This is a genomic window from Photobacterium sp. GSS17 (assembly GCF_028621875.1).
Taxonomy (GTDB): Bacteria; Pseudomonadota; Gammaproteobacteria; order Enterobacterales; family Vibrionaceae; genus Photobacterium; species Photobacterium ganghwense.
In genome coordinates this window covers 277658-300305 of sequence record NZ_CP117517.1, presented here as the reverse complement: position 1 = coordinate 300305, position 22648 = coordinate 277658, and the positions used below count along the sequence as shown (strand labels likewise).

Below are 22648 nucleotides of genomic sequence, written 5' to 3'. Positions count from 1 at the left end.
CCAAGCCACATCACTGCGCCTGTCAGATGCCGGAACCATCGGTTTCCACATCATCTTCATGCAGCCCACACTCACGCTTGAGGCCAAAGAAGCGTGTTTCTTCTTCTTTCATGCCCGGCTCCCACTTACGGGTCGTGTGGGTATCGCCAACCGACAGGTAACCCTGATCCCACAGCGGGTGATACGGCAGATCATACTGCGCCAGATAGGCATCAATGTCCTGATTCGTCCAGTCAATCAGCGGCAGGAACTTGAATACGCCATTCTGGATCGCCAGTACCGGCAGCGTTGCCCGGGTCGATGACTGTTCACGACGCAGTCCGGAGAACCAGGCGCTGACATTCAGCTCATCCAGTGCACGGCGCATCGGTTCGACTTTGTTGATGCGGTTGTACTGTTTGATGCCGTCAACCCCCTGCTCCCACAGGCGACCAAAGCGTGCCTCCTGCCATTGTGGGGTCAGTTCCGCCCGGTACACATGCAGGTTCAGCTTCAAACGCTCAGTCAGCTGATCAATAAACTGATAGGTTTCCGGGAACAGATAACCGGTATCAGTCAGAATCACCGGAATATCAGCCTGCTCGCGGGTGACCATATGCAGCATCACCGCCGACTGAATACCGAAGCTGGACGCCAACGCGAACTGCCCCGGCAGGTTGTCCAGCGCCCAGCGAATCCGCGCCTGCGCCGATAACCCTTCCAGCTCCGCATTGATACTGGCAAGCTCCAGGATCTGCTCGACTTTGCTTTTCTCCAGCAACGCGGCTAGTTTCACATCAGGCATAGAAATCCCTCTTAGAGATCAGCACCGGCTCGATAATTCCGGCACGGATGGTGAAATCACCAAATGCTTCACCGTCTTCACGCTCCTGCGCCCAGCGGCCGATCAGGCTGTCGAGTTCAGCCATGATCTGCTCAACCGTGATGTTTTCCAGGTACATCTTCGGAATACGGGTCCCGTTACGGTTGCCGCCCAGATGCAGGTTGTAACGGCCCGGCGCTTTACCGACCAGACCGATTTCCGCCAGCATCGCACGGCCACAGCCGTTCGGGCAGCCTGTAACCCGCAAAATCACGTTCTCTTCCTGCGGCAGGCTGTGCTTGCTCAGCAGCTGTTCAACGTCCGTCACAAACTCCGGCAGAAAACGCTCTGCCTCAGCCATCGCCAGCGGACAGGTAGGCAACGCCACACACGCCATGGAGTTTTTACGCTGCTCACTGACCGTATCATCGATCAGACCGTGATCGCGGGCGATCTTTTCGATCGTCGCTTTATCCTCTGCCGCCACACCAGCCACAATCAGGTTCTGGTTAGCGGTCATGCGGAAGTCACCGTGATGGATACGGGCAATTTCCGCGACCCCGGTTTTCAGCGGTTTACCCGGGAAGTCCAACAAACGGCCATTTTCAATAAACAGTGTCAGGTGGTGCTTACCGTCGATACCTTCCACCCAACCGATACGATCGCCGCGCTCGGTGAATTCATACGGACGGCTTGGCTCAAAGGCCACCCCGGCACGTTTTTCTACTTCGGCTTTGAAGACATCCACCCCAACCCGATCCAGGGTGTATTTGGTTTTCGCATTCTTACGGTTCGAGCGGTTCCCCCAGTCACGTTGGGTCGTCACGACCGCTGCCGCCACCTCCAGCGTTTTCTCCAGCGGGATAAATCCGAAGTCATCCGCACGGCGCGGGTATGTGGTTTTATCCCCGTGGGTCATCGCCAAGCCACCACCCACCAGGACATTAAAGCCGACCAGCTTGCCGTTATCCGCAATCGCAACAAAGTTCAGGTCATTGGCGTGCACGTCCACATCATTCTGCGGCGGGATCACGACCGTGGTTTTAAACTTCCGTGGCAAATAGGTGCTGCCCAGAATCGGCTCTTCGTCCGTGCTTTCCAGTTTTTCACCGTCGAGCCAGATCTCGGCATACGCACGGGTTTTCGGCAGCAAGTGTTCACTGATCTTTTTCGCCCACTCGTAGGCTTCCTGATGCAACTCAGATTCCACCGGATTGCTGGTACACAGAACGTTACGGTTCACGTCACCGGCGGTGGCAATCGAGTCGATCCCTATTTTGTTCAGGGTCTGGTGCATCAGTTTGATGTTTGGCTTGAGCACCCCGTGGAACTGGAACGTCTGGCGGGTCGTCAGACGGATACTGCCGTACAGTGAATGTTCTTCCGCAAACTTATCAATCGCCAGCCATTGCGGCGGAGTAATGATACCGCCCGGCATACGGGCTCGCAGCATCACATTGTGCAGCGGCTCCAGCTTCTGTTTGGCACGCTCGGCACGGATATCCCGGTCATCCTGCTGGTACATGCCGTGGAAACGGATCAGCTGGAAGTTGTCAGCGGTAAAGCCGCCAGTCATCCGGTCTTGCAGATCGTCAGAAATGGTCCCGCGCAGGAAGTTACTTTCACGCTTGAGGCGTTCGTTATCTGATAGTTTTTGCTCGCTCATTAGTAGACATCCTTTTGATAACGCTTGTTCTTACGCAGTTCACTGAGGTATTGCTCGGCCTGTTCACGACTCTGGTTGCCTTGCTGCTCGGCAATGGTCAGCAGAGCATCGTGGACATCTTTCGCCATATGGTTGGCATCACCGCACACATAAACATGGGCGCCGTCCTGCAGCCATTTCCAGACTTCTGCTGCATGCTCCAGCAGGCGGTGCTGCACGTACATTTTCTCGGCCTGATCGCGGCTGAAAGCCACGTCAATCCGGTTCACAACACCGTCTTTGAGGTATTTCTGCCATTCCACCTGGTACAGGAAGTCTTCGGTAAATGTCCGATCGCCAAAGAACAGCCAGTTCTTACCTTCAGCGCCACGGTTATCACGCTCCTGCACAAAGGCCCGGAATGGCGCAATTCCCGTCCCCGGACCAATCATGATCACCGGAGTATTGTCGTCAGCAGGCAGTTTGAAATGGTTATTCGACTCAACAAAGACTTTTACCGACTCACCTTCTTCCAGACGACGGGACAGGAAGCTGGACGCACCGCCCTGACGGGTTTCCTCAGCGTGAGCATATTCCACCAACCCGACAGTCAAGTGCACTTCTTCACCAACTTCTTCCTGGCTGGATGCAATGGAGTACAGGCGAGGTGTCAGACGACGCAGCAAACCCAGCAGCTGTTCGGCAGTCAGCACTGTTTTTTTCTCCGCCAGTACGTCGACCACCTGGGTGTTGGCGGCGTACTCACGCAGCTTATCTTTGTCTTCCACCAGCTTGGCCAGCTTCTTGCTGCCGGACAGATCCGCGTAACGGGTCACCAGCTGTGGGTTTGCCGCCGTCACTTCGTAGCTGTTGATCAGCGCGTCGCGCAGAGATACCGCCTGGCCATCTACATCAACGCTTTCTTCACCGCTCAAACCGGCTTTGGCCAGAATGGCGTCAGCCAGCACGGGGTCATTGTCATACCAAACACCCAGCGCATCACCCGGCTGATAAGTCAGGCCGGAGCCTTCCAGATCAATCTCGACATGACGCACATCTTTGCCTGAGTTGCGCCCGGTAATTTTCTGGCTGGTCAGCAGCGTCGCAGCATACGGGTTCTGTTTGGTGTAGGCCGATACGCTTGCCACGGCCTGCCCGACTGGCAGCGTGACCACCTGAGCGTCAGCTGTTACCAAAGTCTCCTGCACTTTATCCAGCGCCTCTGCCCGCCACACCGCTGCCGGGGCATCGTAATCCACGTCACAGTCGAGACGCTCCAGCATCGGACGCGCTCCCAGCTTCGCCAGGTAGGCATCAAAATCTTTTGCCGTCTGGCAGAAAAATTCGTAGCTGGAATCTCCCAGGCCGATGACCGCGTATTGCAGGTTCGGCAGCTTAGGTGCTTTTTTCGATTGCAGGAATTCATGTAACTCAATGGCATCATCCGGCGCTTCCCCTTCACCATGGGTTGACGCCACGATGATGACATGGGTTTCTTTGGCCAGATTTTTACCTTTGTAGTCACCAGCAGAGAACAGCTCCGCGCTGATCCCAGCGGCATCCGCTTCTGCTTTCAGCGCCTGGGCAACACCCTTGGCATTGCCGGTCTGAGACGCATAAATGATGGTCAACTTACCGGCTGGCTGGCTGGCAACTGCCACGGCCGGCTGCTGAGCGGGCACAGTCTGCCCGACTGACGGAGTCTGACTCAGACCCCAAAAATATCCACTGATCCACGCTAATTGCTGTGGTGAGAGCTCGGCGACAGCCTGCTGGAGTTGACCTATTTGCTGATCATTAAGCGGGCTGGCCAGAGCGGAAAGTTCCTTAAGTAACATGACACGACGATCCCTTTACATTGCGTAGGGGTTAGATTAGCTACTCAAGGAAATAACAAGAAAGAATAGATAAGAATGTTTTATAACTTTTTGTATGGGGAAATACGCCGCTGAGTCAGGAGAGTGGACGAGTCAGCGGCAGAAGAATCAGAAGGTATCTGCTATGCGCACCTGGTGGAATCCCACCTCAAACGCACGCTCGGTGGCAGTATCAATGTCGCGATAACATTTCTCGCTCCCTGCCCCGTCAGTCAGCGGAACGAATCCGCCACGCCGATGACGAAATTCCACGATCCAGCCATTCGCCTGAATAGAAGGCTCAATAACGGCTTCGACAATTTCGCTCGAATCATACAGGCGCTGTAATTCGGTTAATGTCATACGATTTCTTCCCTACCGCCTAACCTTCTATAAAAATGGTACAGAACCCGGAAAACAGGCAACAAAAAAGCCACGACGCAGCGTGGCTTTTTCAAGAATAAAAATGAATCAATCAATTACAGATCGATTTCAACACCGGCAAACCAACCGTCAGTTTTGAAGTCGCCGCCATTGCGAACGAAATCAAAATCATAGTCCATCACGCGGTAGCCAGCGCGCAGGTTCAGATCCACCACCAGCGGCACCGTCCACTTCACGCCTGCCAGGGCATCCAGCGTACGGGTGCTGTCATAGTTGCCGTAGTTTACATCACCGAAGAAAGACACCGGCGTCATCGGGATACCGACTTCAACATTACCGTACAGCGCTGGTTGCCATTCGCTGAAACGCTCGGCACCGAACTGACCGGCATTGAATTTCGCCATTGTCAGACCCAGGTCGAAAGCGATCGCGTCGTTGTCCAGGATCTCATAGTACAGCGTGTAATCCGTCTGGCCGAAAGACACCGCACCGTTGTCCACATTGGTGTAACGCAGACGCACGTTTGGTACCAGAGGAATGAAGTGCTCCAGCGCCAGGTAGTAAGAGCCAGAAGTGTGGCTGTCAGCGGCCGCACTGCTGTCGTTGATTTTGGCATCGGTAAACCACGCATCCGCACCCACTTTTGCGCCCAACAGCACATCCGCCTGTGCCGGTACTGCTGCTGCCAGTGCCATAGCCCCTGCCAGCGCAGTTAGCGTCAATTTATTCATGATGAGTCTCCACTCTATTATTGGTCTATCAAACGGCGAAGACTATAACAGATGATGTCTGAGAAAGCCGCAATTGTGTCGGCTTATCCGGCCTCCTTCGACCCCATTGCCCACAAGGGGTTAACGGCGATCATCGCGGTCAAACCGGCGGTAATCCCCACGACGGTACTGACGGTGGCTATGACGATAATAAGTCCCGAATCGCTCCGTTGTTCCGCTCAGGTTACGAGGTCCCTGGTAACGGCGATACGCCCAGACCGCGACCGCAATCAGAATGATCCACGGCAGCAAATCAAACACCACGCCAATCATTCCAGCCACCGCCATGACGATAAAGCCGACTACCATGGCAAGAATCATCCCAACCGCACTCACGCCGGTGATCACCAGGACAAAGGCAAACGCCATTAAAAATAAGAATTCAACCATCGTTCATTTTCTCCTTTATTATGCCCTGCTGATTGTGGCTTATACCCCAGCATCCCGCTACGCGGTGACAGGCATTACTTATCTGAAATCTATTTGAAGCATCGTGAAAGTCAGCCTACTCCCTGCGCTAATTGTCCTATCAGGGTCGGCTGTCTGTCTGACGCATTGTTCTAGACTACCTTGCTGAACCATTGCACAAATCAGGCCATTTTCAAGAATTCATTTATCATCGTAAAATCAAAAAGATACTATCAAGCGCATTGTATACATCCTCACTTCTTCGGCGTCTTTGGCTAAGGTTTCGTTAAATTCGCTATCCCTCTCCCTGCCTGAGTCTGTACCACGATATCCCCCTTGGCATCGGCTTACTCGACAAGCCAGCTAATCACAGCAGGACAACATCTCGCAATTGGCATACGCAATTTGGCGGACTTCCGCCAGACTAAGGTAGAGCCATCAGGATTGAACGAGGAGCAAGTATGCGTTGGCGCCAATCCAAACGAAGTACCAATATTGATGATCGCCGAGGGCAAGGACCGGCACAGTCCGGTCTGGCCATCGCCGGCCTGCTGCGTTTTCTGCCTTTCCTGCTGAAAACCAAAATCGGGAAAGTCATTCTCGTGCTTGGGGGAATTTACCTCGCCTACCAATATTTTACCGGTGGCGTCACGCAGGTGGGCTTGCCAAATTCCGGACTCAGCAACCAGCCAGGCACCCAACAGGGAATACCGGAGGAGGATGAAAATGCGCAGTTTGTCGCGGCCATTCTGGGCACCACCGAAACCGTCTGGAATGCCCTGCTGCCGGGACAATACCCGGAACCACAGCTGGTGTTGTATACCAACCTGACCATGACCGGCGGCTGCGGAGCCGGTCAAGCACAATCCGGGCCGTTTTACTGCCCGGCTGACAGCAAGGTGTACCTTGATTTAAGTTTTATGAATGCCCTGAAAAAACTTGGCGCACCGGGCGATTTTGCATTTGCCTATGTGATCGCCCATGAGGTCGGCCACCATGTCCAGAATGTGCTGGGGACCAGCAGTCGGGTCGCCCAGATGCAGAAACAGGCCAGCGAAACCGACGCCAACCAGCTCAGCGTCATGCTGGAATTGCAGGCTGATTGTTATGCCGGGGTCTGGGGGTACTATGTACATAACGAAATGCAGCTGTTAGAGCCGGGCGATATTGAGGAGGGGCTGCAGGCGGCCAGCTCCGTCGGGGATGATAGGTTGCAGGAAATGGCCGGACGGGCGGTGCAGCCAGATGCGTTTACCCACGGCTCATCGAAGCAACGGGTGGAATGGTTTAAAAAAGGCTTCCAGTCAGGCGATCCGGATAACTGCAATACCTTTGCCACAATGCCGTAAATTACCGCTAAATGAGTGTCTGACTCTCAACATTCCCACCTCTAACAAAAACGGGTCTGCATTGGCAGACCCGTTCAGCTATCACAAGCACTCTCTGAAGAGGGTTACGATAGAGATAGAAATAGAGATAGAGGGCTACGCCCTTACACATCCAGATGAGCAGGAATTTTCGCCAGTGCCTGCTCCAGCACTTCAATACCGGAGCCCGGTTTATGGGCATTTTCGCTGATGTGGCGACGCCACTGACGCGCGCCCGGCATGTTCTGGAACAGGCCCAGCATATGTCGGGAGATATGGTTCAGGTAAGCCCCTTGCGACAGCTCACGCTCAATGTACGGGAACATGGCTTCCACCACAGCACGACGCTTTTTCATTGGAGCATCACTGCCAAACAGGCGCTGATCAATTTCCGCCAGCAGATAAGGATTCTGATAGGCTTCACGTCCGACCATAACGCCGTCCATATGAGCCAGATGTACTTCCATCTCTTCCAGCGTCTTGATGCCGCCGTTGATCCCCATTGTCAGATGCGGGAAATCTTTTTTCAGCTGGTACACACGCGGATAATCTAACGGCGGAATTTCGCGGTTTTCTTTCGGGCTCAGACCACTCAGCCAGGCTTTGCGGGCATGAATGGTGAAATCACGACAGCCGCCTTTTTCACTGACTATGCCGACAAAATCGGTCAGGAACGGGTAAGAGTCCTGCTCATCAATACCTATACGGGTTTTGACCGAGACCGGAATATCCACCACCTCACGCATAGCGGCCACACACTGGGCTACCAGCTCAGCTTCCCCCATCAGACAGGCACCGAAACGACCGTTCTGAACGCGATCTGACGGGCAGCCTACATTCAGGTTAATTTCGTCATAGCCTCGCTCAGCAGCCAGCTTGGCGCAGGTTGCCAGATCTGCCGGGTTTGAGCCCCCCAACTGCAACACCAGCGGGTGCTCTTCCTCGTTGTAGGCCAGATAATCCGCTTTGCCATGAATAATCGCTCCCGTTGTCACCATTTCAGTGTACAGCTGAGCATGTTCGCTCAGTAAACGGTGGAAATAGCGGCAATGACGATCGGTCCAATCGAGCATAGGTGCAATGGAAAAACGGCATGCCGGATACTCAGACTGAACGGCCTGCTTATTTTCAGTTTGTTGATTGCTCACCACGGCACTCTCTGTCATCGAAAACCTCATCTATTGCGCAAAATCTGTTCTGTCCCACTCAAAGCAAAGCGGACACACCGCAGTAAGCTATGTTTTCCAGCCCCTGCGATGAAAGAGTGCGGATTCTACCTTATTCACGAAACTATCCCAACTTTTAACCACCACTACAGCCCGATACCTCTCTCTGTTCTGCCTCTATGCAGGCTTCTGTCTGAAAGCAAAAAGAACATAGCAGGCATTTTTAAATAACAATATTAGCCATTAAAATCATAAAGATAAAAACCAGCCATCATTCAATGTACAGCTTTAATAGCTTTTTAACACCAATAGGCCAAAAAGCTGCACGTACCTTTAAACCAACGTAAAATCATTACATTACACTCACCACAATCTAAACCGATAGGCAGGCTAACCCTTTTTCATCACCAAACATAAAAAAGCTGTACAACACCCACTTGATTAAAAAGAACATAGCAAGCCAAATACTATAAAAAACTGACCAGAGGTACAGAAATCAAAGTAACTCACTAATATAAAAGTAAAAACAACAAGGACAGCTCACCTTAAAAATCGCACAAAAAGCTGCACGCCATAAAATATAGATTTAAATCAACAACTTATCGACACACACTCACAACCAACTTAAATTGAACAGCAAAAAGCCACACAACAATCACAAAGGTGTACATTCATATGAGAGGATGACAGTGAGAAATACCCAGTTTCAACGGTGTCATGGATGAGAAACCACGCACATTTTTTCTTTCCCTCACGACCGGCTTTTGCCATCATCGGCGATACGTTTACAGGTGAATATGGTAGTATGCTGTTCTTATCGCTTGTAATTTGAGGTCATATGGCAAATAAAAAGCAGTTGCTGGACAATGCACGACAACTCTGTGAGCAACGGGGAGTCAGGCTGACACCTCAACGGCTTAAGGTGCTCGAACTGATTATCGACCACCACAGCTCTATCAGTGCCTATGAACTGCTGGACCAGCTGCGCGAGAGCGAGCCGCAAGCGAAACCGCCAACGGTTTACCGTGCTCTCGATTTTCTTCTCGCCCAAGGGTTTGTGCACAAGGTTCAGTCAACGAACAGCTATATTGCCTGCTGTTTGCTGGGACATGCTGATCACTGCTCACAGCTGCTGATTTGCGATCGATGCGGCACAGTAGAAGAGTGCCACGATGAAGAACTGGCTCGCCTGCTTCGTCAGAGAGCTGAGCAGAAAGGCTTTGAAATTGCTCACCATGTCGTTGAAAGCCATGGTGTTTGCCAACAATGCCAGAGCCAGTAAGTTTTATTTCAGGACAGAGACAGTCGTAACGATTATGCGCGCAGAATTCGTAAACCCTTTCTTAGCGTCACTTTTGAATGTACTCAAAACGATGGCGTCGATGGAGCTGGCTCCACAAAAACCTCGACTAAAACGCGATGAAGTCGCCCGTGGTGATGTCTCCGGACTGATTGGCATGATCGGCCCCAAGACCAAAGGCTCAATGTCCGTCACTTTTGAGGAAGGGCTGGCACTGGAAATTATGCAGCGAATGCTGGGCGAACGTCCGCACGGTATCAATGAAGAAGTCACCGACATGGTGGGCGAAATTACCAATATGGTCACCGGCGGTGCCAAACGTATTTTGTCAGATAAAGGCTACGAGTTTGAAATGGCGACCCCTGCCGTGGTATCCGGCCGTGGCCATACCATTACTCACAAGTGTGACGGTGCTATCATCATCATGCCGTTTGACTCCGAATACGGTAAAGCCTACATCGAGATCTGCTTCGACTAACTGCCGCCTGCCTCTACTGTGTTACCTGCGGCCGGCCAGCGTCGGCGAGGTAACCTTGTTCAGCCTTCAGCCTGGACTTGTCAAACACAGTAGCCTTACCTGACACATTTGCCTTGCCTGGGCCATCACGTCTAGTGGCCGCCTGGTCTAACAACGCTCCAGTCGAACAAGCGTATTCCCTTTTGCTCAGGGGATCTCTCCCTGTCGTGACAGCCAACATTATCACGTTGATTTTTCTGTGAAGTTGCCAGAAAAGTCGCACAAAAAAATACCCACTCCCAGTAATTCAGTCTAGACTGAATATGCTGGATAGGCATCAAGACACGTATTGATGAACCCTCAGCGTCGTTTTGCTTGCCTGTATCAGGCAGCAAGGAAATACTCGATTGCAAAGGAAAGATCGTAACATGAGCAAACTGACTGGAACCGTAAAGTGGTTCAACGATGAAAAAGGCTTTGGCTTTATTTCAGGTGCGGATGGCAAAGATGTGTTTGTACACTTCAGCGCTATCGTTCAAAACAACGGCCGCCGTACTCTGCGCGAAGGCCAAAGTGTTGAATTTATCGTGACAGATGGTCAGAAAGGCCCACAAGCCAGCGAAGTGATTGCGTTGTCTTAATGCCTCGCTACACACGCCAAAAATAAACGCCGCACGAATGCGGCGTTTTTTATTGGCAAATTTTATTGGCCGGCCAGCAGATCACTGACGCCATTGTTTGAATGCGTTGATCAGGCCATTGGTTGAACTGTCATGGCTGCTGATAGCATCTGCGCTGTTCAGCTCTGGCAGAATCTTGTTCGCCAGCTGTTTGCCTAGCTCAACACCCCACTGGTCAAAGCTGTAGATATTCCAGATCACACCCTGAGTGAAGATCTTGTGTTCATACAGCGCAATCAATGAGCCCAGCACAGCCGGTGTCACTTGCTTGACCAGAATAGAGTTGGTTGGACGGTTACCATCGAACACTTTGAACGGAACCAGATCTTTCACTTCGTCCAGCGACTTACCGGCCGCAATAAATTCCGCTTCCACCTGCTCTTTGGTTTTTCCAAAAGCCAGAGCCTCAGTCTGAGCAAAGAAGTTCGCCATCAGTTTTGGATGGTGATCGCTCAGAGGGTTATGGCTGATCGCCGGAGCGATGAAATCACACGGAATCAGTTTCGTTCCCTGGTGAATCAGCTGGTAGAACGCGTGCTGACCATTCGTTCCCGGCTCACCCCAGATAATAGGGCCCGTCTGGTAGTCAATCGGGTTGCCGCCACGGTCAACACACTTGCCGTTTGATTCCATATTGCCTTGCTGGAAATACGCGGCGAAACGGTGCAGGTACTGGTCATAAGGCAGAATCGCTTCCGACTCTGCGCCGTAGAAGTTGTTGTACCAGATCCCGATCAGCGCCAGGATCACTGGCAGGTTTTGCTCCAGCGGCGCTTCTGCGAAGTGTTTGTCCATCGCATGGGCACCATCCAGCAGCGCCACGAAGTTGTCGTAGCCGATCGCCAGGCTGATAGACAGACCGATCGCTGAACACAGTGAGTAACGGCCGCCGACCCAGTCCCAGAACTCAAACATGTTGTCGGTATCGATACCAAACTCCGCGACCGCGCTGGCATTGGTCGACAGCGCCGCAAAGTGTTTCGCAACGTGCGCTTGATCACCGGCTTCCGCCAGGAACCAGTCACGGGCAGAGTGCGCGTTGGTCATGGTTTCCTGGGTGGTGAAAGTCTTCGAAGCGATCAGGAACAGGGTGGTTTCCGGATTCAGCGCTTTCAGGGTTTCAGCAATATGGGTGCCGTCAACGTTAGACACAAAGTGCATGTTCAGGCGAGTTTTGTAAGGCATCAGCGCCTCAGTCACCATGTACGGGCCCAAGTCTGAACCACCGATACCAATGTTCACCACATCAGTGATCGCTTTACCGGTGTAACCTTTCCACTCACCATCAACGATACGGGCTGTAAAAGACTGCATTTTGTCCAATACGGCATTCACCTTTGGCATCACGTCTTCGCCGTCTACCATAATAGGTGTGTTGCTGCGGTTACGCAGCGCTGAGTGCAGCACAGCACGATCTTCAGTTCGGTTGATCTTCTCACCACTGAACAGGTCAGCAATCGCCGCTTTAACTTCCGTTTCTTCGGCCAGAGCAAACAGTTTTGCCATGGTCTCTTCAGTGATAAGGTTTTTGGAGTAATCCAACAGGATGTCAGCGCCGAACGTGGCCGAAAACTTTGTGAAACGCTCGCTGTCGTTGGCAAACAGCTCGCTCAGCTGAAGATCCTGTGCATCTTCAAAGTGGGCGGTCAGCGCTTTCCACGCGTCGGTCTGAGTTGGATTGATGTCTTTCAACATGGTGAAGTTCCTGATTTTTAATTGTTCATCCACTTACGGGTAACCATACTCCCGCAAGGGATCCCCGATGATAAGAATGTTGTGAAACCGTGCTGCCCCAAGTGTAGCTCAACCTGCGAGGCCGTCTAATTTTTGTAATTTTACAACTTATGAATAATTATGACGCGAGCCATTATGGCCTTCATTGCGTCAGGTCACGAAAACAAAGAGTAAATGATCGAGAGGAAACAGTGCAATATGTTTAACAATCATCGCTGTTTGTCACAAAGAAATGAAAAGGGTTAACAACATGTGGTACCAAACTAAAATGCAGCTGCGCGCCCGCTCACGCGGCTTTCACCTGATAACCGATGAAATTGAACAACACCTTTCACAATTGGCTTCACTAAACGTCGGGCTGGCCCATATCTTTATCCAGCACACCTCGGCCAGCCTGACGATTAATGAAAACGCCGATCCGACGGTACGCGGTGATATGGAAGCCCACTTTAATCAGGCCGTGCCGGAACGTGCGCCGTACTACCGGCACACGTATGAAGGGGACGATGACATGCCAGCCCATATCAAAGCTTCGCTGCTGGGCAACAGTGTGACAGTACCCATCACGAACGGACGCCTCGCCTTAGGCACCTGGCAGGGGATCTACCTGGGTGAGCACCGTGACCACGGCGGCAGCCGTACGCTGGTGATTACCCTGCAAGGGGAGTAATCCCCGCCACCGGCCTGAGCACAACACAGGCGGTGTGTTTCTGGCGCCCGAACCCCAGAATTTGGCTCAGTCCGGCTTTGTTTAGCGGGATATGGGCGCGATGGCTGCTGTCCGCCCGGTCTTCCGCATAGGGGTCATGGAAGAAAAAGAACTGCTCACTGACCCCGCTGAGCACAATCCAGTGCGGCTCTTTACAGCCGTTGAACCGGTATGTGCTGATCAACATCAGCAGACACATGCCCTGCTTCAGCCAGGTTTCAATCTGCTCAACCGATGGCATCGCATCAACAACCGGGACAGCGGCTTCTTCCAGTTGCTGGCAGAAATCCAGGTGCACCAACTCAATAATGTCTTTTTTCTTCGGGTCCCTGACACTGTCGATAAACGGGGTGGATTTTGACTGCGCCCACAGCTCGACATCACAGCCCCGGCGGTGCGCCGCCATTGCCAGCCCATGCCCACTGCAGCCACCGTGACCGGATGCCATAAAGATAGTGGTCGCCTCACGCCACAGCTGTAACTCCAACTGCCTGCTCGGCTGAAAATCGGGATCGAGATAGGACAGGCTCATCATCAGACAGGACGGGCCGCAGGTAAAAGGCGTGGTCTGCACGTACAGTGGCAGCGGCAATAAATGCTTGGCCTCGACCGGACTGAGACGTTTTTGCATCCTGATCCCATCGGCCAGATCATCGTAATAATGGATTAAAACTTTTAATGGTTTATAGCCGCATTTTTCATAAAGATTTCGCGCGGCACGATTGTCATTCCGCACTTCCAGCCGTAATGTATTGAAACCGTTTTCCAGCGCCGCCGCTTCACACGCAGCCAATAACTGCTGGGCTATGTGCCTGCCACGGAACTCGGGATCGACGGCAAGGGAATATAACCGTGCCAGCTGGGTACCCCGGTGAAACAACACCAGTCCATAGCCGGTAATTCGACCTTCCTCTTCCGCCACAAATAACACGCTCTGGGGCGATTTAATAAACCGCCGCATCTGACGCGGGGCGATTCGGTCCCCGTCAAAAAGCTGAGCCTCAAGAGTATTTAAACTGGCTAGATCATTGAGCAGTGCGATACGGACTATCATGGACTTATTCACGCTTGAATGGACTGGATCGATTAAATCCCAAATTTGGCCGAATGGCTATAGGTGAGTGAAAAGATGACAAAAGTCCTCATTATTACCGACAACGACAGTGACTGGCGGCAGTATTTCCCTTCTGACAGGGTCGTCACTGTAGATACCTACTTACAACACGGCGCGTTTTGCGAGAATAAAACCACACAGGTTATCAACCTGTGCCGAGACTATGGGTATATGAGCAGCGGCTATTATTGCTCGCTGATGGCTGAGGCGCGGGGTCATCGGGTGATCCCGCGGGTAATGACGATCAATGATCTGTCTCAGCCGTTCTTGTTGTCGGTACCGTCTGACCAGCTGGAGAAGGCATTTGCCAACCATATGCCGGCTGTCGGGGACCGTCTGGAAGAAAAAATCTATTTTGGCCAATCCAGGGTGCCGGGCTTTGAGAAAATTGCCCGTCGCCTGTTCGAGCACTTTATGGTGCCAGTCATGCAGGTCACCATTCGCCGCTCAGAGTCACATTGGCAGGTTGAACAGATCACACCATTCCCGTTCCAGGACCTGACGGATCCGGAACAGGACCAATTTGCCGAAGCACTGGAGCGCTTCTCGAACAAGGTCTGGCGCTCACCCAAGCCGAACAAGAATGCACGCTATGATCTGGCGCTGCTGGTCGATCCGCATGAGAAAATGCCACCGTCAGACAGCACGGCCCTGCACAGCTTTAAGAAAGCGGCCAAACGCCTGGGAATGCGGCTGCAGACCATCACCCCGGACGACCTTTCCCGTCTGGGGGAATTTGACGGCCTGTTTATCCGCTCGACCACGAACATTGGTAACTTTACTTACCGCTTCGCCAAGACTGCGGAAAAGCTCGGACTGGTCGTCATGGACGATCCGGAATCCATCATGAAGTGCACCAACAAGGTGTTCCTGACAGAACTGCTGCGTCTGCACAAGGTTCCGACGCCCAAGAGCGTGATCCTGAAAAACTTTGATCCGCACTGGCAGGAGTTGGCTGAGCGTGAGATCGGTTTCCCGATGGTATTGAAAGTACCGGATGGCGCATTCTCGGTGGGTGTGGTTAAGGTGAAGAACCGCGAGGAACTGCTGACCCAGATGGATAAGCTGTTTGCCCGCAGCACCCTGATTCTGGCTCAGGAATTTTTGCCGACCGACTTTGACTGGCGCATTGGAGTGCTCAATCGCCAGCCGCTGTTCGCCTGCAAGTACTACATGAGCCGGGGCCACTGGCAGATTTATCAGCACCACAACAGCGGTCGGGTCAGCTCAGGCGGCTTTGAGACGTTGGATCTGAAACAAGTGCCGAAAGCGGTGATCGACACCGCCCTGAAAGCCGCCAACCAAATTGGCTCCGGGTTATACGGGGTGGATTTGAAAGAGGTTGACGGTCAGGTGGTGGTGATTGAAATCAACGATAACCCGAGTATTGACCACAAAGTAGAGGACGCCTTCCTCGGCGACCTGCTGTACGACCGGATCATGACCGAATTCCTGCGTCGTATTCAGCTACGCGGTTTCTAAGCACAGCCCCCGATACCGACAAGCAACCAACCCCCACAATGGCGAGCCACCCGGCTCGCCTTTTTTTAAGCCTCATCGGGCATTCGGACGCTGCCAAAGGGGCGACAAGAGGGATTCTCAGATCCAGCCGGATCCAGGTTAAAGCTAAAGTCGATGTTGAGGTTGAGGTTGAGGTTTAGATTCAAGTTCCTGCCCGCCATCGCTAACCAAGCGTGCCTCCCCACCACTAAAACGGCTGGTTCACCATTACCGCAAACCGGCTGTCTTCCTCACCCCAGGCCATTTCGGCACGTACCACCACGCCTTCCACCTGAAAGCGCACAGCGCCGCCGGCACTCCAGCGCATCGCTTTATTGAGGGTCGCTAAGTTGAACTCATCAGCAACCCGCCCGGCATCGGCAAACACAACCCACTGCCACCAGGGTACGTCATACCAATTGAAGACCGGCCAACCTCCCAGAGGCTGCCAATCCGGCATGACCCGGTATTCCACGCTATAGCTGACAGCACTGCGATCGGTAAAACGGCCGCCCTGGTAACTGCGCAGCCGGAACAAACCGCCCAGACTGGCACGGGCAAACTCCGGCGGCCGGTGATAAAGCGAGTTGCCATTTACGGACTCGCTCTGGTTCCAGCCCGGCACATCCGACAGATAAGCATTCACGGCCAGCACCTGCTGATCGAACACCTCCCCTGCCGGTCCTAAGTCCCAGAACCAGCTCTGGCTGAGTTCCCACTGCCACCAGCTCGCCCGGTCATCACTGCCCGGATCCACCGTCACCGTCAGCTGGCTGAGTGAGCCTTTGGTCGGGTTATGTTCGTTGTTCAGGTTGTCCCATTCCAGCCGGGTTTCGAGCCCCCAGACTTCGTCGGTCGGGGCAAACTCGCTGTCAGGCAAAGGAGGAGAATCATGAAAACGGCGGCTGAAGTAAAACGGCCGGAACTCGACTGAAGTAATGCCGCTTTGCCAAGGAACATGGCCGGTTACCGGCCGCTCAAGAGCCAGCGCCCTCAGCGGGTTCTCCGTGGCCGATCCCAGCGGGAAAATATAGCGGGCAAACAGCCGGTATCGGGCGTCGTATGCACTGGCTGTAACGGCATCGTCCGCGCTGGAATTATTCCCGGCGGCAGCGCCAAGATAAAAATCAATGTCCTGAAAATCGGCGTTGTACGCATCGCCCCCCAGTAACCAGCGGCTGTCAGCGCCTGGCTGAAAGTTGTCCCCGCGCAGGTAGGTCATCCAGGTACCTTTGGTACCCATAACACCGGCCCCAAACACCGAGGCCTGCGGTTGCCAGGCCCCTTTGACCACCCCAGCCATCCCGGCAGCAAACCCGAAGTTGTCCGTGTAGAAAGCAAAAGGTACCACGGCATAATCCCGCGCCCAGCTCAGTTCGCCGTTTTCTTCAAGGCGGCCAGTGTTGATTTTGATGCCGTCATCATTGGCCTGAACGACGACTGAAAACAGCCAGGCCGCGGCAATAGCCACGGCCCGGAACGGTTTATCAGACACCTTGTCGGTGGTTGCTGTGGGTAAGGCAGCCACGATGCGCGCCATCAGCTGTAGGCCATCGCCACACGGGACGTCAGCTTGGTCACCAACTCGTACGCAATGGTACCAATGTGCCCGGCCACCACTTCAGCGGGCAGCCCTTCGCCCCACAAAATCGCCTCATCGCCGACTTTGTCGGTAGCCTCCGGCCCCAAATCCACCGTCAGCATATCCATCGAGACCCGGCCGGCAATCGGGGTTAAGCGGCCGTTAATCAGCACCGGCGTCCCGTTCGGGGCCATACGCGGATAGCCATCCCCGTAGCCGATGGCAATCACGCCCACCTTGGTATCCCGGTCACTGGTCCAGTTGGCACCGTAGCCAACCGATTCGCCCTGCTTCACTTCCCGCACTGCAATCAGACTCGACGTCAGCGTCATCACCGGTTTCATTTTGAATGCCTGCGCGCTGCGTGTTGACTCCGTAAACGGTGACACACCGTACATGATGATGCCCGGGCGAATCCATTCCAGGTGGCTGTCCGGCCAGGCGAAAATTCCGGCCGATGCCGCTAGTGAACGTTCGCCACTGCAGCCTTTGGTCAATTCCAGAAAGAGATCAATCTGGGCCGGTGTGACCGGACTGGCCGGCTCATCGGCACAGCCGAAATGGCTCATGTAACGCAGCGGCTTCGCCACATTCGGGCAGGCATGGAGGCGATCCACAAATGAGGCGTACTGCTCCGGGCGAACGCCCAGTCGGTGCATACCGGTATCAATTTTCAGCCACACCACCACCGGGCTTTCCAAGCTCGCCTGCTCCAGCGCATCCAGTTGCTCTTCGCAGTGCACCACGGTCTGAATGTTGTTGGTTTCCAGAATAGGCAGATCGGACGGGGCATAAAACCCTTCCAGCAACAAAATCGGCTTCACCACTCCGCCAGCGCGCAGCGACAGTGCTTCTTCGATACGGGCAACACCAAAACCATCCACATCCGGCAGGCTCTGGGCCACATGGTCCAGTCCGTGGCCGTAACCGTTCGCCTTAACGACCGCCAGAATCTTGCTGTTTGGCGCCTGAGCCCGAATCTGGCTCAGGTTATGGGTCAGGGCCTGGGTGTTGATATATGCTGTTGCCGCTTTCATCAAAAATCCTACTGTTTACTGCCCGGTATCTACCGGTTGTTCTTTTTCTGTTGTCAGTCTGCGCCGTTACTCGTCGTCAAACGCCGGGCCGGCATAGTTGTCGAAGCGCGAGAACTGTCCCTGGAATGTCAGACGCACGGAACCGATAGGACCATTACGCTGCTTACCAATAATGATTTCAGCAATCCCTTTCAGGGCACTGTCTTCATGGTAGACCTCATCGCGATAGATGAACATGATCAAGTCGGCATCCTGCTCAATCGCCCCCGATTCACGCAGGTCGGAGTTAACCGGGCGTTTATCGGCACGCTGCTCCAACGATCGGTTCAGCTGCGACAGCGCTACCACAGGCACATTCAGCTCTTTGGCCAGCGCTTTCAACGAGCGGGAGATTTCGGCGATTTCCAGGGTACGGTTGTCCTGCAACCCAGGCACCCGCATCAGCTGAAGGTAGTCGACCATGATCATGCTCAGGCCACCGTGGTCACGTGCCACCCGGCGGGCACGGGAGCGCACCTCGGTCGGGGTCAGGCCGGAGCTGTCGTCGATGTACATATTCTTCTTCTCCATCAGAATACCCATCGTCGATGAAATCCGGGCCCAGTCCTCGTCATCCAGCTGACCGGTACGGATTTTGGTCTGGTCAACCCGGGACAGGGAGGCGAGCATACGCATCATGATTTGTTCGGCGGGCATCTCCAGCGAGAAGATCAGAACCGGCTTTTCTTGCTCCATGGCGGCATTTTCACACAGGTTCATCGCGAACGTGGTTTTACCCATCGACGGACGGGCCGCCACGATGATCAAATCCGACCCCTGCAAACCGGCCGTTTTCTTGTTAAGGTCAGTAAACCCGGTCGAGACCCCGGTCACCCCGTCCTGCGGGCTCTGGTACAGCAGCTCGATCCGTTCCAGGGTTTTCTCCAGAATGGTATCGACATTCTGCGGACCTTCGTTGGCAGAAGTGCGCTGCTCGGCAATGGCAAATACCTTGCTTTCCGCCATATCCAGCAGATCTTCACTGGTACGCCCCTGGGGATCATAACCGGCATCCGCAATCTCGTTAGCCACACTGATCATATCCCGGATCAGGGCGCGTTCACGCACGATTTCGGCATATGCCAGGATGTTAGCCGCTGACGGGGTATTTTTTGCCAGCTCCGCCAGGTAGGCAAAGCCACCAACGTCTTCCAGCTTGTCTGCCCGCTCCAGATGCTCAGACAGCGTGATCAAATCCAATGGTTGGCCGGATTCCAGCAAGCTGGCGACCCCTTCGAAAATGATGCGGTGCGGACGGCTGTAAAAGTCTTTCGCCACGACTTTTTCAGCGACAACGTCCCACTTCTCGTTGTCCAGCAGCAGGCCGCCAAGAACGGATTGCTCGGCCTCGAGCGAGTGAGGTGCCATTTTGAGTTCATCCACCCTGGACTCGTTGAAATTCTTCGGTTTGCTTCTTTCTGCCATAGGAATTGAAATTATTGCCGGGAACTGAGCCGGGCATTATACCCTATTTCGCACTTCGTAAGACCCTCTATCCAATATAGTCTGTTCACGCCGTCATCTTACGCCTCGCCTGTGGTGCCGTTAAGCCGGGTCGTATTTCCTGACCAAAAGCTAACAGAAATAGGGTAAACTGCGGCGTCCTGTTCACATTCCGTTATGTTTTTAGCAGAAGGAGGCCGCTTGGCACGATACCTGCCGGTGTTTTTCCTCATTGCCAGCCTGCCCCTGCACGCTGCCGATGAGGACGACGAACCCACCCGTATCCCTCCCCCGTGGAGCACTGAACTGGAGCTGGGCTATCAGTCGCTAGGCGGCAATTCAGACTCCCAGACTCTCAACAGCCGCATCGGCCTGACTTACGTAGAAAACCAGTACCGACACACGGCAGAAGCGAAATACCTGCTGGCGGAAAAAGACGGGGAAGAAGATAAGCGCAAAGGGCAGATCGAGCTGCAGAGCGATATGAAGATCAACCAGCGCACTTATGTGCTGGGCAACATCAACTATATTGATGACCGCTACGGGCCATACTTTGCCGATTTCACCTTCTCAACCGGTCTTGGTTACCAGCTGGTGCGCCGGGAAACTTTCCAGATGGAAGTGGAAGCCGGTCCGGGTTACCGCCATCAGGAGCCAAACCTGGATGAGATTGACGATGACGACATCATCCTGCCGGAAACGGTGGATGAGCTGATTCTGCGTGGCAGCGCGAAAATGACTTGGAAGCCGTCTAAAGACGTCGAACTGGATGCCCGCTTCACCGGGATCGGCGGCAACAGTAACAGCACCCTGGAAGCCGAGCTGAACCTGACCACCGCCATCAACGAACACGTGGCCATCAAGCTCAGTAATACCCAGAAGCTCAACAGCTGGGTGCCGGACGGGCTGAAAAAGCGTGACTCCACGATGACCATCAGTCTGCTGTTTAAGATGTGACGCCGCTGCGCGTCACCTGCCCGCCGGAGCGATACCAAATTTGAGGTATAAAAAAACCAGCCCGAGGGCTGGTTTTTTCATTAACACAAAACGTTATTAAGCTTCAGCTACAACGTTCAGGTTAACTGTTGCGAATACGTCAGAGTGCAGCTGAACGCTGATCTCGAATTCGCCAGTCGTGCGCAGTGCGCCTTCTGGTAGACGAACTTCGCTCTTCGCTACTTCAACGCCAGCAGCAGTGATTGCTTCAGCGATGTCACGAGTACCGATAGAACCGAACAGCTTGCCTTCATCACCAGCTTTAGATGCAACTACTACTGCTTCCAGAGCGTTGATCTTCTCAGCACGTGCTTCAGCAGAAGACAGTTGCTCAGCAACTTTTGCTTCTAGCTCAGCGCGACGAGCTTCGAACATCTCGATGTTAGACTTAGTAGCCATAACTGCTTTACCCTGAGGGATCAGGAAGTTACGAGCAAAACCAGCTTTAACGTTTACCTGATCACCAAGGCTACCTAGGTTACCGATTTTATCAAGTAGAATAACTTGCATTATCTTTTCCTCTTAAATTAAACCGGGCCGATTACTGATGCTTGTCAGTGTATGGCAGCAGAGCTAGGTAACGTGAACGCTTGATAGCGCGAGCCAGCTGACGCTGGTACTTAGCACGAGTACCAGTGATGCGGCTTGGTACGATTTTACCAGCTTCAGTGATGTAGTTTTTCAGAGTTGCTACGTCTTTGTAGTCAATCTCTTGTACGCCTTCTGCAGTGAAACGGCAGAACTTACGACGACGGAAGAAACGTGCCATGGGCTTATCTCCTGAACTAAATTTTTTCAATGTGGTCAGCATGTAACACTAATTTACCGATACCGTTCCGGCCGGTGTGGTAAGCGACGAATCCACCTACCTTAATGTGACTGCCGACAGCTAAATCTTGAGTGAGAACTTGTTGACCTTGCCCGCTGACTACCACGTTGATGTAACAATACACTTGGCGCGGTAAATCAGCTTCTTGCTGGCAGGAACGGTGCTCAAGGACAAAATGGCAATGAGGTATTCCGGCCAGCGACTTGCTTCGTTTGGGGTCTTTGGCGATAACGCCAGACAACTCCAGACGATTGGTCATGCAATATTACTCAGCTGCAGCTTCGCCTTCAGATTGTGCTTCTGCACGCTCTTCACGACGTGGGGCACGCTCTTCTTTAGCCTTCATCATTGGAGATGGCTCAGTGATAGCGCCTTTGGTGCGCATGATCATGTTACGGATCACAGCGTCGTTGAAGCGGAAGTTAGACTCCAGCTCGTCGATTACAGACTGCTCAGCTTCAACGTTCATCAGAACGTAGTGTGCTTTGTGCAGCTTGTTGATTGGGTAAGCCAGTTGACGACGGCCCCAATCTTCCAGACGGTGAATCTGACCACCAGAATCTTTGATTGCACCAGTGTAGCGCTCGATCATGCCAGCAACTTGCTCGCTTTGATCTGGGTGCACCATGAATACGATTTCGTAATGACGCATGGGTTGCTCCTTACGGATTAATCAGCTTCTCTGTTTGGCTCGGTCATCCATGAGAAGCAAGGAACTAAAAAAAAGAACCGAGAATTTGGAGGCAGAATAGTACAGAGAATGGGCAACCTAAGCAAGAGAATTTTACCAATATCCACCATTCGAATGGGATTTTTTCAGGCAAAAAACA

The 22648-nt window shown here is 53.3% G+C and carries 23 protein-coding genes; 7 read left to right on the top strand and 16 right to left on the bottom strand.

Features of this window, described 5'->3' with window-relative positions:
- Positions 1–22: 22 nt before the first annotated feature.
- The 6 genes from PGW97_RS01470 to pspG all read right to left on the bottom strand — a co-directional run bounded on the left by PGW97_RS01470 (position 23) and on the right by pspG (position 5847).
- Positions 23–784 (bottom strand): phosphoadenylyl-sulfate reductase, encoded by a 762-nt coding sequence (locus PGW97_RS01470; RefSeq protein ID WP_047887620.1) that lies wholly within the window; start codon positions 782–784, stop codon positions 23–25.
- The gene (cysI, locus tag PGW97_RS01465; RefSeq protein ID WP_273858316.1) at positions 777–2468 is read right to left on the bottom strand and encodes an assimilatory sulfite reductase (NADPH) hemoprotein subunit; all 1692 of its coding nucleotides are present in this window, start codon (positions 2466–2468) and stop codon (positions 777–779) included. Before cysI ends, PGW97_RS01470 begins: the two co-directional genes overlap by 8 nt.
- Complete coding sequence (locus PGW97_RS01460) at positions 2468–4285, bottom strand: assimilatory sulfite reductase (NADPH) flavoprotein subunit (RefSeq protein WP_273858314.1); 1818 nt, start codon at positions 4283–4285, stop codon at positions 2468–2470. Before PGW97_RS01460 ends, cysI begins: the two co-directional genes overlap by 1 nt.
- A 147-nt stretch (positions 4286–4432) precedes the next feature.
- The gene (locus PGW97_RS01455; protein WP_047887617.1) at positions 4433–4666 is read right to left on the bottom strand and encodes a hypothetical protein; all 234 of its coding nucleotides are present in this window, start codon (positions 4664–4666) and stop codon (positions 4433–4435) included.
- A gap of 116 nt (positions 4667–4782) precedes the next feature.
- Positions 4783–5418 (bottom strand): TIGR04219 family outer membrane beta-barrel protein, encoded by a 636-nt coding sequence (locus PGW97_RS01450; RefSeq protein WP_047887616.1) that lies wholly within the window; start codon positions 5416–5418, stop codon positions 4783–4785.
- A gap of 120 nt (positions 5419–5538) precedes the next feature.
- Entirely contained in the window at positions 5539–5847 is a 309-nt protein-coding gene (gene pspG / locus PGW97_RS01445) for an envelope stress response protein PspG (RefSeq protein ID WP_047887615.1), read from the bottom strand.
- 479 nt (positions 5848–6326) lie between these two features.
- Here pspG and ypfJ point away from each other — a divergent pair, with 479 nt between their 5' ends.
- The gene (ypfJ, locus tag PGW97_RS01440; RefSeq protein ID WP_273858311.1) at positions 6327–7214 is read left to right on the top strand and encodes a KPN_02809 family neutral zinc metallopeptidase; all 888 of its coding nucleotides are present in this window, start codon (positions 6327–6329) and stop codon (positions 7212–7214) included.
- Between the two features lie 143 nt (positions 7215–7357).
- On the opposite strand, the gene dusA is transcribed toward ypfJ, so the two are convergent.
- Positions 7358–8305 carry a tRNA dihydrouridine(20/20a) synthase DusA gene (dusA, locus tag PGW97_RS01435; protein ID WP_273859612.1) on the bottom strand — a complete coding sequence of 316 codons (948 nt, stop codon included), beginning with the start codon at positions 8303–8305 and terminating at the stop codon, positions 7358–7360.
- Positions 8306–9236: 931 nt separating this feature from the next.
- Between dusA and zur the strand changes: the two genes are divergently transcribed.
- From zur to PGW97_RS01420, 3 genes are all read left to right on the top strand, one after another.
- Entirely contained in the window at positions 9237–9680 is a 444-nt protein-coding gene (gene zur / locus PGW97_RS01430) for a zinc uptake transcriptional repressor Zur (RefSeq protein ID WP_273858309.1), read from the top strand.
- 34 nt (positions 9681–9714) lie between these two features.
- Entirely contained in the window at positions 9715–10176 is a 462-nt protein-coding gene (locus tag PGW97_RS01425) for a chemotaxis protein CheX (protein ID WP_047887611.1), read from the top strand.
- Positions 10177–10583: 407 nt separating this feature from the next.
- Entirely contained in the window at positions 10584–10796 is a 213-nt protein-coding gene (locus tag PGW97_RS01420; protein WP_047887609.1) for a cold-shock protein, read from the top strand.
- An 81-nt stretch (positions 10797–10877) separates the two neighbouring features.
- On the opposite strand, the gene pgi is transcribed toward PGW97_RS01420, so the two are convergent.
- The gene (gene pgi / locus PGW97_RS01415) at positions 10878–12530 is read right to left on the bottom strand and encodes a glucose-6-phosphate isomerase (RefSeq protein ID WP_273858308.1); all 1653 of its coding nucleotides are present in this window, start codon (positions 12528–12530) and stop codon (positions 10878–10880) included.
- Between the two features lie 289 nt (positions 12531–12819).
- On the opposite strand from pgi, the gene PGW97_RS01410 reads away from it, so the two are divergent.
- Positions 12820–13239 (top strand): secondary thiamine-phosphate synthase enzyme YjbQ, encoded by a 420-nt coding sequence (locus PGW97_RS01410; protein ID WP_273858307.1) that lies wholly within the window; start codon positions 12820–12822, stop codon positions 13237–13239.
- Here the strand turns inward: PGW97_RS01410 and PGW97_RS01405 are convergent.
- Positions 13220–14332, bottom strand: coding sequence for a GNAT family N-acetyltransferase/peptidase C39 family protein (locus PGW97_RS01405; protein WP_047887606.1), 1113 nt, complete (start codon positions 14330–14332; stop codon positions 13220–13222). The two genes, PGW97_RS01410 and PGW97_RS01405, sit on opposite strands and share 20 nt — an antisense overlap.
- 75 nt (positions 14333–14407) lie before the next feature.
- Here PGW97_RS01405 and PGW97_RS01400 point away from each other — a divergent pair, with 75 nt between their 5' ends.
- Positions 14408–15874, top strand: coding sequence for a RimK family protein (locus PGW97_RS01400; protein WP_047887605.1), 1467 nt, complete (start codon positions 14408–14410; stop codon positions 15872–15874).
- A gap of 226 nt (positions 15875–16100) precedes the next feature.
- Here PGW97_RS01400 and PGW97_RS01395 read toward each other — a convergent pair whose 3' ends face one another.
- From PGW97_RS01395 to PGW97_RS01385, 3 genes are all read right to left on the bottom strand, one after another.
- Positions 16101–17432, bottom strand: coding sequence for a BamA/TamA family outer membrane protein (locus tag PGW97_RS01395; protein ID WP_273858303.1), 1332 nt, complete (start codon positions 17430–17432; stop codon positions 16101–16103).
- Entirely contained in the window at positions 17432–18511 is a 1080-nt protein-coding gene (gene alr, locus PGW97_RS01390; RefSeq protein WP_217391905.1) for an alanine racemase, read from the bottom strand. Before alr ends, PGW97_RS01395 begins: the two co-directional genes overlap by 1 nt.
- Before the next feature lie 66 nt (positions 18512–18577).
- On the bottom strand, positions 18578–19975 hold the full coding sequence (locus PGW97_RS01385) for a replicative DNA helicase (protein WP_047887603.1): 1398 nt from the start codon (positions 19973–19975) through the stop codon (positions 18578–18580).
- A gap of 219 nt (positions 19976–20194) precedes the next feature.
- Between PGW97_RS01385 and PGW97_RS01380 the strand changes: the two genes are divergently transcribed.
- Entirely contained in the window at positions 20195–20950 is a 756-nt protein-coding gene (locus PGW97_RS01380) for a DUF481 domain-containing protein (protein WP_047887602.1), read from the top strand.
- Between the two features lie 96 nt (positions 20951–21046).
- Here the strand turns inward: PGW97_RS01380 and rplI are convergent, their stop codons facing one another.
- From rplI to rpsF, 4 genes are read right to left on the bottom strand one after another with little or no spacing between them, the layout of a single operon-like run.
- Positions 21047–21499: a 50S ribosomal protein L9 gene (gene rplI, locus PGW97_RS01375; RefSeq protein ID WP_047887601.1), complete on the bottom strand. Its 453-nt coding sequence runs from the start codon at positions 21497–21499 to the stop codon at positions 21047–21049.
- A 31-nt stretch (positions 21500–21530) separates the two neighbouring features.
- Complete coding sequence (gene rpsR / locus PGW97_RS01370) at positions 21531–21758, bottom strand: 30S ribosomal protein S18 (RefSeq protein WP_002539422.1); 228 nt, start codon at positions 21756–21758, stop codon at positions 21531–21533.
- Positions 21759–21774: 16 nt separating this feature from the next.
- Positions 21775–22077 (bottom strand): primosomal replication protein N, encoded by a 303-nt coding sequence (gene priB / locus PGW97_RS01365; protein ID WP_047887600.1) that lies wholly within the window; start codon positions 22075–22077, stop codon positions 21775–21777.
- A 6-nt stretch (positions 22078–22083) separates the two neighbouring features.
- Complete coding sequence (gene rpsF / locus PGW97_RS01360) at positions 22084–22470, bottom strand: 30S ribosomal protein S6 (protein ID WP_047887599.1); 387 nt, start codon at positions 22468–22470, stop codon at positions 22084–22086.
- Positions 22471–22648 lie beyond the last annotated feature (178 nt).

Coding starts and splice junctions, on each gene's coding strand:
- PGW97_RS01470 (WP_047887620.1), bottom strand. CDS start 784: ATGCCTGATGTGAAACTAGCCGCGTTGCTGGAGAAAAGCAAAGTCGAG.
- cysI (WP_273858316.1), bottom strand. CDS start 2,468: ATGAGCGAGCAAAAACTATCAGATAACGAACGCCTCAAGCGTGAAAGT.
- PGW97_RS01460 (WP_273858314.1), bottom strand. CDS start 4,285: ATGTTACTTAAGGAACTTTCCGCTCTGGCCAGCCCGCTTAATGATCAG.
- PGW97_RS01455 (WP_047887617.1), bottom strand. CDS start 4,666: ATGACATTAACCGAATTACAGCGCCTGTATGATTCGAGCGAAATTGTC.
- PGW97_RS01450 (WP_047887616.1), bottom strand. CDS start 5,418: ATGAATAAATTGACGCTAACTGCGCTGGCAGGGGCTATGGCACTGGCA.
- pspG (WP_047887615.1), bottom strand. CDS start 5,847: ATGGTTGAATTCTTATTTTTAATGGCGTTTGCCTTTGTCCTGGTGATC.
- ypfJ (WP_273858311.1), top strand. CDS start 6,327: ATGCGTTGGCGCCAATCCAAACGAAGTACCAATATTGATGATCGCCGA.
- dusA (WP_273859612.1), bottom strand. CDS start 8,305: ATGCTCGATTGGACCGATCGTCATTGCCGCTATTTCCACCGTTTACTG.
- zur (WP_273858309.1), top strand. CDS start 9,237: ATGGCAAATAAAAAGCAGTTGCTGGACAATGCACGACAACTCTGTGAG.
- PGW97_RS01425 (WP_047887611.1), top strand. CDS start 9,715: ATGCGCGCAGAATTCGTAAACCCTTTCTTAGCGTCACTTTTGAATGTA.
- PGW97_RS01420 (WP_047887609.1), top strand. CDS start 10,584: ATGAGCAAACTGACTGGAACCGTAAAGTGGTTCAACGATGAAAAAGGC.
- pgi (WP_273858308.1), bottom strand. CDS start 12,530: ATGTTGAAAGACATCAATCCAACTCAGACCGACGCGTGGAAAGCGCTG.
- PGW97_RS01410 (WP_273858307.1), top strand. CDS start 12,820: ATGTGGTACCAAACTAAAATGCAGCTGCGCGCCCGCTCACGCGGCTTT.
- PGW97_RS01405 (WP_047887606.1), bottom strand. CDS start 14,332: ATGATAGTCCGTATCGCACTGCTCAATGATCTAGCCAGTTTAAATACT.
- PGW97_RS01400 (WP_047887605.1), top strand. CDS start 14,408: ATGACAAAAGTCCTCATTATTACCGACAACGACAGTGACTGGCGGCAG.
- PGW97_RS01395 (WP_273858303.1), bottom strand. CDS start 17,432: ATGGCGCGCATCGTGGCTGCCTTACCCACAGCAACCACCGACAAGGTG.
- alr (WP_217391905.1), bottom strand. CDS start 18,511: ATGAAAGCGGCAACAGCATATATCAACACCCAGGCCCTGACCCATAAC.
- PGW97_RS01385 (WP_047887603.1), bottom strand. CDS start 19,975: ATGGCAGAAAGAAGCAAACCGAAGAATTTCAACGAGTCCAGGGTGGAT.
- rplI (WP_047887601.1), bottom strand. CDS start 21,499: ATGCAAGTTATTCTACTTGATAAAATCGGTAACCTAGGTAGCCTTGGT.
- rpsR (WP_002539422.1), bottom strand. CDS start 21,758: ATGGCACGTTTCTTCCGTCGTCGTAAGTTCTGCCGTTTCACTGCAGAA.
- priB (WP_047887600.1), bottom strand. CDS start 22,077: ATGACCAATCGTCTGGAGTTGTCTGGCGTTATCGCCAAAGACCCCAAA.
- rpsF (WP_047887599.1), bottom strand. CDS start 22,470: ATGCGTCATTACGAAATCGTATTCATGGTGCACCCAGATCAAAGCGAG.